This is a genomic window from Microbacterium wangyouchuni (assembly GCF_051546305.1).
GTDB lineage: Bacteria > Actinomycetota > Actinomycetes > Actinomycetales > Microbacteriaceae > Microbacterium.
Genome location: NZ_JBPTMA010000002.1, coordinates 178054 through 192246, shown reverse-complemented (window position 1 = coordinate 192246; position 14193 = coordinate 178054). Strand labels below are relative to the sequence as shown.

The following is a 14193-nucleotide window of genomic DNA, read 5'->3' as shown; positions in this document are numbered from 1 at the left end:
GCTCTGAAGCCGTTTTAACAGCATCAATTGCGACCGGAACGGCGGTGTGGTGTGGTGTGGTGTGGTGGGCTAGAGACTGACGAAGAGCAGCACTGCCGCCATCACGACGCCGGAGCCCAGCATCGTCACGAACGTGTAGCCGAGGATGTCGCGCATCTTCAGTCCGGCGATCGCGAGCACCGGTAGTGCCCAGAACGGCTGGATCATGTTGGTCCACTGGTCACCGTAGGCAACTGCCATCACGGCGATCGAGGGGTCGACTCCGAGCTGGTTCGCGGCATCCAGCATGATCGGACCCTGCACGGCGAACTGTCCGCCGCCCGAAGGTACGAAGAAGTTCACGATGCCGGCGGAAAGCAGCGCCAGCACACCGAATGTCATCGGCGTCGCGATCGAGACGAAGGCATCCGAGAACAGTTGGATAAGGCCAGAGCTCGCCATGATCCCGAGAATGCCGGCGTATAGCGGGAACTGCAGCAAGATCTCGCCGACGTTGGATGCCGCTTTCTTGGTGAGGTGGATGAGCTCGAACGGGTTGCGCACCAGCAACAGGATGAGTGCCAAGAACGACCAGTTCACTATGTCGAGGGTGAGAGTTCCGCCCTGTACGAAGTGCACGATGAGGTACGCGACGAGCCCCAGACCGACAACCAGCGTGAGGATGCGCGAGGCATCAATGCGGTCGGCGGGTGTGACAACCTCGTCGTCGTACTCGTCGGTTTCCTCCGAGCCGACATGCTCGGGAAGCTCGTAGATCGGGTCGTTGCCCTTCGGCCGGATGAAGTACATCAGCGCTCCGACGACGATGATCACGCCGAGCGCCGCGAGCAAGTTCCACGTGGAGAACGTGGTCTGGGTGATCGGCAGCACTTCGCCGCCCAGGCTCGGCGCGAGGAAGGAATCCGGAGTCGCCGCCGTCAGCGGGCCAGACCCCGAATACCCCATGTGCCAGACGACGAAGCCCGAGTAGCCGGAGGCGACCAGTAGCGGGAAATGCACCTTCATGCCGCGCTTGCGCGCTTCGACGGCGATCTCGCGTGCCAGCAACGTTCCGACGATGAGTCCGAGGCCCCAGGTGATGAGGCTCGCGATCGCGGCGATGACGAAGACGAAGACGTAGGCGAAGCCGGCGTTGCTGGGAACACGGGCAAGCCAGCGCAGCAGCTTCTGCACGGGGCGGGTGTTCGCCAGCATGTAGCCGAGCAGCAGGATCAGACACATCTGCGTCATGAAGGCCAGCAGGCCCGACAAGCCGTCGCCCCAACCCTTCACGACATCGACCGGACTGGTCTGCGTCAACGTCATCGCCAAGACCGCGACGATCAACGTCAGTACGATCGCGAACGTCAGCGCGGAGGGGATCCACCGTTCAAGAAAGCGGTTGATCGGACGCATGACACCCCGCTTTTGGCGGGCCTGCTGTGTCTGAGACATGGTGAACTCCTTCGTTCAAAACTGAATCTGCTTTCACCGTAGCAACGGATCAACGCTGAACCGGTCAGCCAACCCGTTGATCTTCGCGCCCAGCCTATTCCGGTCGCAATTGGTGTTGCTCTGAAGCCGTTTTAACAGCATCAATTGCGACCGGAGCGGGATTGAGTGCGCTCGTGAAAGCGGTTTCTCCGATAGTCTTCGTGCATGCCCCGCGTCAGCACAGACCGCCCGCACAAGCACGCCCGCGTCAGCGCGATCCTCGATGCGCACGGCGCCGATGAGCTGCTGCTGACCACGCCGGAGAATCTCGCGTGGTACTTCGACGGAGCCCGCGTGCAGGTGCCTTTCGGGGGCGCAGCCGTGTGCTCGGCCCTCATCCATCGCGACGGATCGGCGGTTATCACCGCACTGGAGAACGAGGCGGACCGGCTCGCCGCAGAAGAGATCGCTGGCGCCGAGTTCCGCAGCATCCCGTGGTTCGCCTCCCTCACCGAAGCAGCCCCGGACACGCTTGTCGACACGGCCGTCGCCGATGAGCTGCGCGCTGCGCGTGCGGCGCTGCTGCCCCAGGAACGCCAGCGGTACGCAGCGCTGGGCGCGGATTCCGCCGCCGCAGTGACCGCGGTCCTGCGCCATGCCCGTCCAGATATGACCGAGCATGCTCTCGCCGCCGAGCTCGGCCGTGCCGTGCTGGCTATCGGCGCGACACCGAACGTCATCCTCGTCGCCGGCTCGTCACGCGGAGGCGTCCAGCATCCGCTGCCCACCGATGCGGTGCTCGGCGATCAGTTCCTCGCGGTCGTCACGGCGGTCCGTCACGGCCTGCACGCCAGTTTCAGTCGCTGGGTGCGCTTCCGCGGCAGCGAAACGACCGATGAACGGGCCCTCCGCCTCGTCGAGGCAGATATCTTCGCCGCAACCCGGCCGGACCGCGCACTGAGCGAAATACTCAGCGATATCGGCTCCGCCTACGTCCGCCACGGCTTCGGCAACGAGGGCTCCCCCGCCTGGCGCGCACACCACCAGGGCGGCCCCACCGGCTACGTCGGCCGTGATCCCAAGGCTTCGCCGACCAGCACCCAGCGGGTGGTCTCCGGTGGAGCGTTCGCGTGGAACCCCTGGGTTCCGGGCGCGAAGCTCGAAGACACCGTGATCGCAGACCATACCGGCGTCACCACACTCACCACCGATCCCCTGTGGCCGACGGTGAACGTCAACGGCCTGGCCCGCCCCGACACATTGGACCTGTCATGACTTCAGACAACAGCGTGCGCCTCGACGAGATTCAGATCCGCGATCCTTTCGTGCTCCTCGACGAGAGCACCGGCCGATACTGGCTGTTCGGCAGCACCGACCAGAACATCTGGGACGGTCCCGCGACCGGCTTCGACACCTATCACAGCGACGATCTGCAGACCTGGCACGGACCGATCCCCGCCTTCCGCCCGGCCGCCGACTTCTGGTCGCACACCCAGTACTGGGCGCCCGAAGTGCACGCCTATGACAACGCCTTCTACCTTTTCGCGACGTTCACCGCGGAGGGGCATCGCCGCGGTACCCAGATCCTGCGCGCCGATCACCCCGAGGGGCCGTACGAGCCTTGGTCCGACGGCCCGCTCACGCCCCGCGCCTGGGAGTGCCTCGACGGCACGTTGCACGTCGAGAATGGCATCCCCTACCTTGTGTTCTGCCACGAGTGGAAGGACGTCGGCGACGGTGAGATCCACGCAATAGAGCTCGCCGCAGACCTTCGCAGCACGATCGGCGAGCCTCGACTGCTGTTTCGGGCATCCGAAGCGCCGTGGGCACGCAGCATCCCGCGTCCCGAGTTTGCAGAGGTGTTCGTCACCGACGGTCCTTCGATGCACCGAACGGCGGATGGCCGACTGCTGATGGTGTGGTCAAGCTTCGGAGATTCCGGCTATGCGATGGGCGTAGCAACATCAGCTTCCGGTGGGATCGCCGGCCCGTGGATCCAGTCTGAAGCACCGCTGTGGCCGGCTGACGGCGGGCATGGGATGGTCTTCACCACCACCGAGGGGACGCTGCTGCTCACACTGCACAGCCCGAACCGCACGCCCGATGAGCGCGCGCACTTCTTCGAGTTGCAGGAGACTCCGGCGGGGCTGCAGCTCAGAACACCGGCGGGATGAATTCGACGGCCGCGCGATCGGCTTCGTGCTGATCGACGATCGTGACCCTCTCATTCGGCGCGATCGTCATAGCCAGCTCCGCACCGGCAAGCACGAGCACCCCGGCCACGGGCTGGGCGGCCAGTCCGACGACGGCGACGACCTCACCCGCCGCATCCGTCTCAACGCGCCACCCGCGCGGGAACGAGAACTCCGGCTGTCCGTCGCGGTACACCTGAACCAGTTCGTCATCCGCGACCAGCTCCCACGCGACCGAACCCACGGTTCGGGCGTGACCGATCGCCTCCGCGGCCGTTCCGCGCTCCAGCCGCGTCGGGGCGAGACCGGAGAACCACAGCGTGCCGTCCGCGCGCTCGAGCACGCCGGAATGCCGCTCGAGTGCGTCCAAGAACCACAGGATCGAGGGCGAGTACACCTCGGTGTACCCGGCATCTCCCGACCACGGGTCCACGCACTGCGGGAACCGGTCAGCTGCGACGAGCGCGGCAAGCAGGGGCTGTGCGGTCAGCGCCAGCTCTGCGACGTGGCCGTGGCGTTCAAAGGCTTCCGGTGCGCGCAGTTGCGCAAGCATGTTCACCGGGCCGCCCCAGGAATTGCGTGAGGCGTCATGATCGAACCGGGGGTCGTCCATCGCGATCGTCGTGAACCCGTAGTGCGCGAGGAACTTCCGGGTGTTCATCAGGTGCCGCCGGAGCGCGTCGGCGAAGAACGGCTCATCCCCCACCTCACAGGCCAGCACTCGCAACAGCACGTCCGACGCGATCCGCACGGGCATTCCTGACCGGTCCCGGTCGTAGAACAGCCCGTCGTCTTCATCGAAGCACTGCGCCCAGAGCGCATCGAGAGAGGCCTCGGCCCGTTCTCGCCACGGCGCACCGTCCTCGCCCAACTCGTCGGCGATCGCCCCGAGGTAGACCCGCTGACATGCCACGTTCGCCGTCAGATCGGGTGCGATGTACGGCACGGCGGTGGCGGCGGGGTCGACGTATCGGGCATCCGCACCAAATGCGCGATCCGGCGCGAACCAGAACCGGGGCGAGAGATCATGCCCGGTGTCGAAGGCGCAGAATGCTTCGACCGCCCCCGTCTCGGCGGTGTCGCGATAGCGCGCGAGCCAGGCGTCGTAGCGGGCCATCGCGGCGTACATCACCTGCAGGAACTGCCGATCGCCGGTGCGCTGATAGTGCCGCCACACGACGCGCGCCAAAGGTGTGACGATCTGAATCTGACTGAACCCGGGCCCTGCCGGAGTCACCTTGTACGGGATCATCCCGTCGACGCGCTGATGCGCGGCGAACTGCAGCAGCGTGTCTGTGCCGATGCCGGGTGCGAAGCGATCGAGGACCTCGACATTGATCGTTCCGGTGCTCTCCAGCCAGCATCCGTCATAGACGCCGCCTTCGTTCAGCACGGGCGGGCCATCGATGGAGCGGATGCACCGGTCAAGCTCGGCGAGCGCATCATGCCAGCGCTGCTCGAGCGGTCCCCCGACCGCGACGAAGCGGACCCCGGATGCTTCGAGCTCGGCGCCCAGCGGCGAGCCAACAAGTCCGGCACGCGGGATCGGCTTCGCCGCCCGCAGACGTTCCAGTGCCTCGGCACGAACGGTCGCAGTCATCTTCTGTCTCCCTCAGACGCCAGTGGGGCGCCGGCACCGTCGGCGCCCACGCCCCACTGTTCGTGAATTACTGCAGAGCTGCGCCGAGCTCATCGATCCAACGCTGCGCGGCTTCCTCCGGTGTCGCACGCTCGAAGAGAACCTCCGACTCCATGCGCTGGGAGAGCTCGTTGAGAATCGACCCACCGGCAGGCTGCGGCGGAGCCACAACGCCTTCCTCCAGCACGACATTCACATAGTCTGCCGCGACCTGGCCGGGCCCGCTCAGCAGCGGGGAAACCACCGCGAGCGTGTCTGGGTTGAAGGGCACGCCTCGCGTGTCAAGGATGAGCTCGGCTGCCGCAGGCTCATTGAGGAACCAGTTCATGAGCAGGGCCGCGGCCTCGGGGTGAGCGCTGGCCGCGTTGATCGACCAGAACGCGGAGGGCAGCAGCGCCACACCGGAAATGTCGGTTGAGGTCGGCGGCAGGACCATCTGAACGTTCTCGCCGGCACCGGCGTACACGCCCATCAGGTTGCTGTAGCCGAAGGTGACTGCCGCTTGGCCGAGTGTGAACGGCTGCTGGTCCGGCGGCAGCGCCCAGTTCGCCGTGACGACGGATGGGTCTGGCAGTGCACCGCCTTCGAGTAGCTGCTTCTCGATCTCGTACCAGCTGGCGATGTCGTCGACGTCTACACCGAGCTGACCATCCCAGTCGTAGATGCCCACCTCGCTGAGCTGTCCGGCATATGTGCCCATGATGTCTTGCACGCGCAGATCGATGCCGTGGACAGGCTTTCCGTCCGCCGTGGTGAGACCGGCGCTACCGATCTCGTTCGTGACTGCGACCAGGTCATCCCACGTCCAGCCATCCGCGGGCACATCGACGCCAGCCTGGGCAAAGATGTCGGCGTTGATGAAGGCCGCTGTCGCGTTACCGCCGGTGGGCAGGCCATAGAGCTGGTCATCGACGAGGGCGCTGGTGAGCGAGAAGTCCGGATACTTGCTCGCGTCGAGCTGCTCAGAAACCGTCGACAAGTCCAGCAGCGCACCCAGCGCACCGTATTCCTGGGGCTTTGCCCCACCCAGAGCGAACACGTCCGGGGCCGTGTCGCCACCGGCAGCGAAGTCGGTCGCAAGACGATTGAACAGGTCATCGGGAGAGCCGACCGGCGTCTCGACCACAGTGATGTTCGGGTACTCGTCCTCGAACAGGTCGATGACTTCGCCGAACAGTGTCGCCCGGTTGTCATCTCCCCACCAGGAGATCTCCAGTTCGATTTCCTCTTCGGGATCGAACTCACCGCCGCCGTCTGCGGTTCCTGTTCCTGCGGAGCAGCTGGTCAAGACCAGCGCGCTGGCCACCATCGCGGAGCCGACGGCTATGCGAGAGCGTGTCGTACGCATCATTGCGCCTCTTTCGGGTTGGGGCCGCTGCCATGGCGGCCGAACGTCTGTCGGGTTTTTGGAGCGGATTTTCGCTTCGATGAACTCGGAGGAGAAACCGCTTTCTCGAGTGAAGCTAGCATCCACCGAGAGGGGTGTCAATCGATTCTGCGGAGTGGACAACAAATCGTTGCACAGCACAACATCAGACCTGCCACGCCGCCCTCACTCGCCAGCAGGCCGCACGGGAGGCCGCCCCCAAGATCGCTCAGGGCGCCGGGTCCGAGACCGCTCCCGAAGAGTCCCGCACCTCGACACGCGGCTGGAACACGACGTTCTGCCCCGGGCTCCCACCCTCAATGAGGTCGTGCATCCGCCCCCAGGCGAGCACGCCCAGATCGGCGTGAGACACCGACGCCGTCGTCAACGCGGGGGCGAGGTACTGCGCCAGCGGAATGTCGTCGAAGCCGGTCACCGAAATATCTTCAGGCACGCTCAGACCGAGCGTTCGCAGCCCACCAATCAGCCCGATCGCGACGAGATCGTTGAACGCCAGCGCAGCGGTGGCTCGACTGTCATGCACAGCGACGGCCGCCTCGCGACCGTCATCCGAGCTCGCACCGGCGGGGATCCGCGCGATGGTCACATCGGGGTGAGCACGCTGGAAATCGTCGAGCCCCAGCTCGCGGCGGGCGTTCGAGGCGCTGAGCTCTGGACCGAAAACATACGCGAAGGAGCGGTGCCCGAGCCCGTAGAGGTGCTGGGCAAGGTCAGCGATCCCGGCACGGTAATCGATTGACAACGAAGGAGCGGAGACCCCCGACACAGAACGGTTGATCAACACCAGCGGATGCAACTGCGCGGCCAGCGCCGTGAGCTCAGCCTCGGGCATCCGTGGTGCACACAGCACGATCGCGTCCGTGCGCCGCCTGATCTCGAGCGCGAGCGCCGCTTCATCTTCAGGAGACTCGGCAGAGTCTGCCACCAGCACCCGATAGCCATCCAGCGCCGCCGTCTTGCTCAACCCGGCCAGCACCGACTGAAAAGCCGGGTTTGCAAGGTCAGGGACGACGAAAGCGACCGCGTGCGTCCGCCCGAGGGCGAGGCTTCGAGCCAGCGGACTCGGCGCATAGGCCAAGTCGCTCGCCGCCTGGCGAACCCGATCGGCAACACTGCTGTCACCGGCGAACCGGCCATTCATCACCCGAGAAACCGTGGCTGGAGAAACGCCGGCATGGCGCGCCACATCGGCGATCGTGACACTTCCACGCTGAGCGGTCATCGATTCCTCTTCCATCCCGATCCGGCTTCGGACAGTGCCACTGTACTGTCTCGGCTTGACGAATCGACGTGGACACGTCAATAATCAGAACACTCGTGAAACCGCTTTCTCGAAGGTGAGCCCGTCGGCTGCCATCGACAGGCACGGATCAGACAAGGAGGTCACGTGAGCAGTCTCGGAGAACTACGCACGATAACGCGTTCACGTCGCGCCACGGGGGCGCGCGTCAAAGAGAAATACCCGGATGGCAAGGCGGCATGGGTCTTCATGCTCCCCTGGCTGATCGGCATGCTGTGCCTGACCATCGGTCCGATCGTTGCGTCACTGTACCTGTCGTTCACCGACTACAACCTGCTGCAGCCGCCCATCTGGTCAGGCCTGAACAACATCGTCGAGATGTTCAACGACCCGCGCTTCTGGAACTCGTTCCGCGTGACCGTCGTCTACGTCTTCGTCAGCGTTCCCCTGCTGCTCGCACTCGCACTGGGGCTGGCCGTTCTGCTCGATAAGGGCCTGCGAGGCTTGTCGTTCTACCGCTCGATCTTCTACCTTCCCTCGCTGCTGGGCGGCTCCGTCGCGGTCGCAATCCTGTGGCGTCAGGTGTTCGGCAAGGACGGCATCGTCAACGGGTTCCTCGCCTGGTTCGGCATCGACGGTCCCGGCTGGATCGGCCACCCCGACTTTGCTCTCGGCACGCTGATCGTGCTGAACATCTGGACTTTCGGCTCCCCCATGGTGATCTTCCTCGCCGGGCTCCGCCAGATTCCGGAGATGTACTACGAGGCGGCGTCGATGGACGGTGCCGGCAGAATCCGCCAGTTCTTCGCCATCACGTTCCCGCTGCTGACCCCGGTGATCTTCTTCAACCTGGTGTTGCAGATCATCTTCTCCTTCCAGTCCTTCACACAGGCCTATGTCGTCTCCGGCGGCACCGGTGGGCCGAGTGATTCGACGATGTTCTTCACGCTTCTGCTGTACAAGGAAGCCTTCACCGAGCTCAACATGGGATACGCCTCGGCGATGTCCTGGTTCCTGCTCGTGGTGATCGCAGCCTTCACAGCGTTCAACTTCTGGCTCTCGAAGTATTGGGTGTTCTATGACGACTGAAACCGAGACCCTGCTGCGCCCGCCCTCTTCGTCACGCCGGCGACGCGAGACGGCAGGCCGACGCCGAGCCGGCGGCCGCTCACTTCGCGCGCTCGGCAAGCACGCGATGCTCATCATCATCTCGGTGGTGATGCTCTACCCGCTGATCTGGCTGGTGGTGTCGAGCCTCAAACCCAATGACCAGATCTTCCGTGATCTGAGCATCTTCACCGCCGATCTGACGTTCGAGAACTACCAGAACGGCTGGACCGACCTCCAGCATCCATTCGGGGTATTCCTGATCAACTCCTCGATCATCGCCTTCGGCGCGATCCTGGGAAACCTGCTGTCCTGCTCGATGGCCGCCTACGCCTTCGCGAGACTGCGCTTCCGCGGCCGAAACTTCGCCTTTGTGCTGATGCTCGGCTCGATCATGCTCCCGTTCCAGGTGCTGCTGGTGCCCCAGTTCGTGATCTTCAAAGAGCTCGGCTGGCTGAATACGTTCCTTCCGCTGATCGCGCCGAAGTTCCTGGCGACCGAGGCCTTCTTCATCTTCTTGATGGTGCAGTTCATCCGCGGACTTCCCAAGGAGCTGTTCGAAGCTGCCCGTGTCGACGGGGCCGGCCACTTCCGCAGCTATTTCCAGATCACGCTTCCCCTGATCGTGCCCTCGTTGGCGACCACCGCCATCTTCACGTTCATCTGGACGTGGGGCGACTTCTTCGGTCCGCTGATCTATGTGCGACTGCCAGAGCTATTCCCGGCTTCGCTCGCCCTGAAGGGCTTCCTCGATGCCCAATCAAGCTCGGACTACGGCTCGATGTTCGCCATGAGTGTCGTCTCACTGATCCCCCTGTTCCTCATCTTCCTGTTCGGCCAGCGGTTCCTCATCAAGGGCGCCGCGACCTCAGGCATCAAGTGATCGAAAGGATCAGAAGATGACCCGCCTCCGCTATGCACTCGTCGGCTCCGGCTCACGCGCGCAGATGTACCTCGACGCGCTCGCAACCACACACGCGGACGTAGCCGAGCTCGTCGCTTGGACCGACACCAACCCCGGACGCCAGGACTGGTCGCTGGCGCAGCATCCGGAATTGGGCACACCAGCGCGCTTTGCGCCGGATGCTCTCGCCGATGCCGTCCGCGAGCATCGCATCGACCGCGTGATCATCAGCTCCCCCGATTTCACGCACGCGGATCACATCGTGACAGCGCTGGATGCCGGTGCCGATGTCGTGGTTGAGAAGCCGCTCACGATCGATGAAGCGGGCGTGCGGCGTATCGCCGAGGCCGCAGAGCGAACCGGACGTGAGGTGACAATCACCTTCAACTACCGCTATTCACCGCGCAACAGTGCACTGAAGCAGCTGATCGATTCCGGTGAGATCGGGGCGGTCACCAGCGTGCACTTCGAGTGGGTGCTGGACACCGCGCACGGCGCCGACTACTTCCGGCGCTGGCACCGCGAGAAGGACCGCTCCGGCGGGCTTCTGATCCACAAGGCCAGCCACCACTTCGACCTGGTGAACTGGTGGATCAACGACACCCCCACGCGCGTGTTCGCCTCCGGTGGGCTGCGGTTCTACGGCGCCGAGAACGCCCAGAAACGCGGGCTGGGTCCGCGTCCTGAGCGCGGGACGACCGATTCGCCGTTGCGCGATCAGTTCAGCCTCGACCTGCGCACGGACCCCACGTGGAGCGGGCTCTACCTCGAGCAAGAGCAGCACGACGGCTACCTGCGCGATCGCGACGTCTTCGACGCCGGCATCACCATCGAGGACAACCTCTCACTCGTCGTCGACTACGCCGGCGGCAGCACGATGTCGTACTCCCTGAACGCCCACGCCCCCTGGGAGGGGTACACGGTCGCCGTCAATGGAACCCGTGGCCGTGCGGAGCTGACCGTCATCGAACGCGGCTCCGTGCTCGTCGACGAGCAGGGCCGCACCGTCGTTGACCCGAGTGCACGTCCCGACCTCGTGCGCGACGATTCGGCGCGCCCGGTATCGGAACGGCTCGTCGTGCAGCGGCACTTCGAGACCGCTCGCGAAGTGCCTATCGCGGAGGCCGAGGGCGGACACGGTGGTGGCGATGCGATGCTGCTGCGCGATGTGTTCCTCGGCGCGCAGCCGGACCCGCTGGGACGCACCGCGGATTGGACTGACGGGGTACGCAGCATGGTCGTGGGTCTTGCCGGTAACCGGTCCCTCGCTGACGAGCGCGCTGTGCGCATCAGCGACCTGGAACTGGGCAGCGCCGGTGCCGCTGCCGCAGGCATCCAAGAATGAGCTCTGCCATGAATACGGAACTGCATCCCGGCCTGCATCCTGGCGCGCGCGTGCTCGTCACCGGCGGCGCCGGGCGACTCGGCCGCAGCGTTGTCCGCGAACTCGCCGCAGCGGGGTACGACGTGGTGAGCGTCGACCGCACGCGCAGTGATGCGCTGGAGACGCCGCAGATCGCCATCGATCTGCTGGACGCGGTGGCCACGCACGATACGTTCGTCGAGATCGCGCCGGATGCTGTGGTGCATCTTGCCGCGATCGCCGTTCCCGGCTCACTCCCGGACGCCGAGGTGTTCCAAATCAACACGCGCCTCGCCTGGAACGTGCTGGAAGCGACGATCGCCGCCCAGGCGAAGGCGCTGCTGGTCGCATCGAGTCCGACCGTGATCGGCTACGGATCCCCCGAGGGCTGGCGTCCGTCGTACCTTCCGCTCGACGAGGATCATCCCCTCGCCCCCTGGAACGGCTATGCCGTATCGAAGGTGGCCATCGAGCAGATCGTACAGATGGCGGTGCGCCGCTACGGCCGCAGTGTCCGCTTCGGCGTGTTCCGACCGTGTTACGTGATCGCCCCCGAGGAATGGCAGGGCGAGCGCACCCAGCAGGGCCACACGGTCGCCGAGCGGCTGGCCGACCCAGGACTGTCGGCCGTCGCCCTGTTCAACTACGTGGATGCCCGAGACGCCGGTGACTTCGTGGGTGCCTGGTTGCAGCACACCGACGGGGTGCCCAACGGCGAGGTGTTCTTCGTGACCGCTTCGGATGCCCTCGTGCAGAACCCGACAGCGCCATCGCTGGCGCAGTTAATTCCGGAGACAGCGGATGCCGCAGCATCCGTCTCCGGACGCGCCGGAGTCTTCTCCGGAGCCCGCGCAAAGCAGCTGCTCGGCTGGACCGCCCGCCGCACGTGGCGAAGCGAACTCCGCCAACCCGAACTATCCACGCCGCAATCTCTCCCCGACGACCAGGAGGCCTCTCATGTCTGAGCTGACCATTCCCGACCGCGTTCTCTTCTTCCCCGTCACCGCGTTCGACGACGACGATCGAGTGGATGCCGATCTCGTCGAGCAGCATGTTTCCGAGCGGGTCGACCACATGCCCGGTGCGGTGTTCTCCGCGTGCGGGACGGGCGAATTCCACGCCCTCTCCGCATCTGAATATGCCGTTACGGTCGCGGCGGCCGTCCGAGGTGCTGCCGGCCGGGTTCCGGTGCTCGCCGGCAGTGGTGGTGCCCTCGGCCATGCCCTGGAGTGCGCGCGCAGTGCGCAGGAAGCCGGCGCTGAGGGTCTGCTCGTCATGCCGCCGTACCTCGTGCAGGGTCCACAGGCAGGACTGGTCGCCTACGTCGAGCGGATCGCCGCGGAAACCGACCTGCCGCTGATCGTCTACCACCGCGGTGCGGCGCAGTTCACTCCGGCATCCATCACCACCCTGCTGGGCAATGACCGGGTGATCGGCGTCAAGGATGGCGTCGGTGATCTGGCGCTCGCGCAGCGCTTCGTGCGCGATGCCGCATCCCTGGCCGATGAGCCGCTGTTCTTCAACGGACTGCTGACCGCGGAGATGACGCAGGCCGCCTACAGCGCGATCGGCGTTCCGCTGTACTCGTCTGCCGTATTCGCGATGGCACCTGATATCTCGGTCGCCTTCTTCCAGGCCCTGCGCGGTGATGATCTTCAGATGCAGCAGGCACTGCTCGACGGGTTCTTCGCCCCGCTGATCGAACTGCGCGATGAGACGCCGGGCTTTGCGGTGGCGCTGGTCAAGGCCGGGGTCCGGTTGGGCGGTCTGCCGGTGGGATCGGTACGCGCTCCGCTCGTTGATCCGACGGCGGAGCAGGTCGGCCGGCTCGAGCGCCTACTCGAAACTGGGCGTGAGTTGATCGCATGATCGGCGGCGACACCACTGTCGAACGTGTCGAGACGCGTTCGCTACGCATCGCGTTGCAGCGACCGTGGGGATCAGACGTCACCGAGATCCGAGTGATCGTCGTCACGGTGCACACCATCGACGGGCGGACCGGTCACGGGTTCTCGTGGACTCCCTCCATCGGCAGCAGTGCGGTTCGAGCCATGATCGACGACGACCTCGCCCCGTTCCTCATCGGACGGCCCGCGTCACCTGCGGTGTGGGATCAGGCGTGGGCGCATCTGCATGAAGCGGGTGGTGGCGGAATCACCACGATCGCGCTGGCCGGGGTCGACCTTGCGCTGTGGGATCTGCAGGCTCGGAGCAGTGGATGCTCCGTCACCACGCTGCTCGGACGCCGGCATGACCGGCTCGCCGCCTACGGCAGCGGCGTGAATCTGCACTACCCGATCGATGAACTCGTCGCCCAGGTGCGGCGCTGGGTTGACCGCGGCTATTCGGCGGTAAAGATCAAGGTCGGAAAGCCCGACCTTGCGGACGACCTCGAGCGCGTAGCGGCGGTGCGCGAGGTACTCGGCCCCCACCGCCAGTTGTTCATCGATGCGAACCAGCGTTGGGATCTCGACAGCGCCAGTCGCGCGATCGTCGCCCTGCAGGCCCATGACATCGGCTGGATCGAAGAGCCCCTGCGCGCAGACGACCTCGCCGCGCACATCGAGCTGCGCAAGCGAATCGACGTGCCCATCGCTGTCGGCGAGAATCTACACACCGTGCACCGGTTCCGTGATTTTCTGGATGCCGGCGTCGTGGACATCGCGCAGCCGAACATCATCCGCGTCGGAGGCATCACCCCGTTCCTGCGCATCGCTGAGCTCGTGCGCGAATACGATGCCCAGCTCGCTCCGCACCTGCTGCCGGAGCTGTCGGCACAGGTCGCGTTCACGCTCCCCGAGACGTGCTGGATCGAGGATGTCGAGGATGCCGGCTTCGCCGACCTCGGCGTCCTCACGGCTCCGAGCGGGATTCAGGTGCACGACGGGTGGGCCACGGGGGAAGCATCCGTCGGCCTGGGAATGAACTTCAAGAGATAGGGCGATCAC

General features: G+C 65.2%; 12 protein-coding genes. 8 read left to right on the top strand and 4 right to left on the bottom strand.

What is annotated here, in order from left to right:
* Positions 1-69: 69 nt before the first annotated feature.
* Entirely contained in the window at positions 70-1434 is a 1365-nt protein-coding gene (locus tag ACSS7Z_RS04185; RefSeq protein WP_438253229.1) for a short-chain fatty acid transporter, read from the bottom strand.
* A gap of 204 nt (positions 1435-1638) precedes the next feature.
* Here ACSS7Z_RS04185 and ACSS7Z_RS04180 point away from each other — a divergent pair, with 204 nt between their 5' ends.
* Both ACSS7Z_RS04180 and ACSS7Z_RS04175 read left to right on the top strand, forming a co-directional pair.
* Complete coding sequence (locus ACSS7Z_RS04180) at positions 1639-2688, top strand: M24 family metallopeptidase (RefSeq protein WP_438253228.1); 1050 nt, start codon at positions 1639-1641, stop codon at positions 2686-2688.
* Positions 2685-3587 (top strand): glycoside hydrolase family 43 protein, encoded by a 903-nt coding sequence (locus tag ACSS7Z_RS04175; protein WP_438253227.1) that lies wholly within the window; start codon positions 2685-2687, stop codon positions 3585-3587. The genes ACSS7Z_RS04180 and ACSS7Z_RS04175 overlap by 4 nt, the downstream gene beginning before the upstream one ends.
* Here the strand turns inward: ACSS7Z_RS04175 and ACSS7Z_RS04170 are convergent.
* The 3 genes from ACSS7Z_RS04170 to ACSS7Z_RS04160 all read right to left on the bottom strand — a co-directional run bounded on the left by ACSS7Z_RS04170 (position 3568) and on the right by ACSS7Z_RS04160 (position 7853).
* Positions 3568-5205, bottom strand: coding sequence for an MGH1-like glycoside hydrolase domain-containing protein (locus ACSS7Z_RS04170; RefSeq protein ID WP_438253226.1), 1638 nt, complete (start codon positions 5203-5205; stop codon positions 3568-3570). The genes ACSS7Z_RS04175 and ACSS7Z_RS04170 overlap by 20 nt on opposite strands.
* A gap of 67 nt (positions 5206-5272) precedes the next feature.
* The gene (locus ACSS7Z_RS04165) at positions 5273-6595 is read right to left on the bottom strand and encodes an ABC transporter substrate-binding protein (protein ID WP_438253225.1); all 1323 of its coding nucleotides are present in this window, start codon (positions 6593-6595) and stop codon (positions 5273-5275) included.
* Between the two features lie 244 nt (positions 6596-6839).
* Positions 6840-7853 carry a LacI family DNA-binding transcriptional regulator gene (locus ACSS7Z_RS04160; protein WP_438253224.1) on the bottom strand — a complete coding sequence of 338 codons (1014 nt, stop codon included), beginning with the start codon at positions 7851-7853 and terminating at the stop codon, positions 6840-6842.
* Positions 7854-8018: 165 nt separating this feature from the next.
* Here ACSS7Z_RS04160 and ACSS7Z_RS04155 point away from each other — a divergent pair, with 165 nt between their 5' ends.
* The 6 genes from ACSS7Z_RS04155 to ACSS7Z_RS04130 are packed head-to-tail and all read left to right on the top strand — an operon-like array spanning position 8019 to position 14184.
* Positions 8019-8960: a carbohydrate ABC transporter permease gene (locus ACSS7Z_RS04155; protein WP_438253223.1), complete on the top strand. Its 942-nt coding sequence runs from the start codon at positions 8019-8021 to the stop codon at positions 8958-8960.
* Positions 8950-9861, top strand: a complete 912-nt coding sequence (locus ACSS7Z_RS04150) for a carbohydrate ABC transporter permease (RefSeq protein ID WP_438253222.1) — start codon at positions 8950-8952, stop codon at positions 9859-9861. The genes ACSS7Z_RS04155 and ACSS7Z_RS04150 overlap by 11 nt, the downstream gene beginning before the upstream one ends.
* A gap of 16 nt (positions 9862-9877) precedes the next feature.
* Positions 9878-11227, top strand: a complete 1350-nt coding sequence (locus ACSS7Z_RS04145; RefSeq protein WP_438253221.1) for a Gfo/Idh/MocA family protein — start codon at positions 9878-9880, stop codon at positions 11225-11227.
* Positions 11228-11235: 8 nt separating this feature from the next.
* Positions 11236-12210, top strand: coding sequence for an NAD-dependent epimerase/dehydratase family protein (locus tag ACSS7Z_RS04140; RefSeq protein WP_438253220.1), 975 nt, complete (start codon positions 11236-11238; stop codon positions 12208-12210).
* Positions 12203-13114, top strand: a complete 912-nt coding sequence (locus ACSS7Z_RS04135; protein WP_438253219.1) for a 5-dehydro-4-deoxyglucarate dehydratase — start codon at positions 12203-12205, stop codon at positions 13112-13114. The genes ACSS7Z_RS04140 and ACSS7Z_RS04135 overlap by 8 nt, the downstream gene beginning before the upstream one ends.
* Positions 13111-14184: a mandelate racemase/muconate lactonizing enzyme family protein gene (locus tag ACSS7Z_RS04130; RefSeq protein ID WP_438253218.1), complete on the top strand. Its 1074-nt coding sequence runs from the start codon at positions 13111-13113 to the stop codon at positions 14182-14184. The genes ACSS7Z_RS04135 and ACSS7Z_RS04130 overlap by 4 nt, the downstream gene beginning before the upstream one ends.
* The last annotated feature ends 9 nt before the right edge of the window (positions 14185-14193 follow it).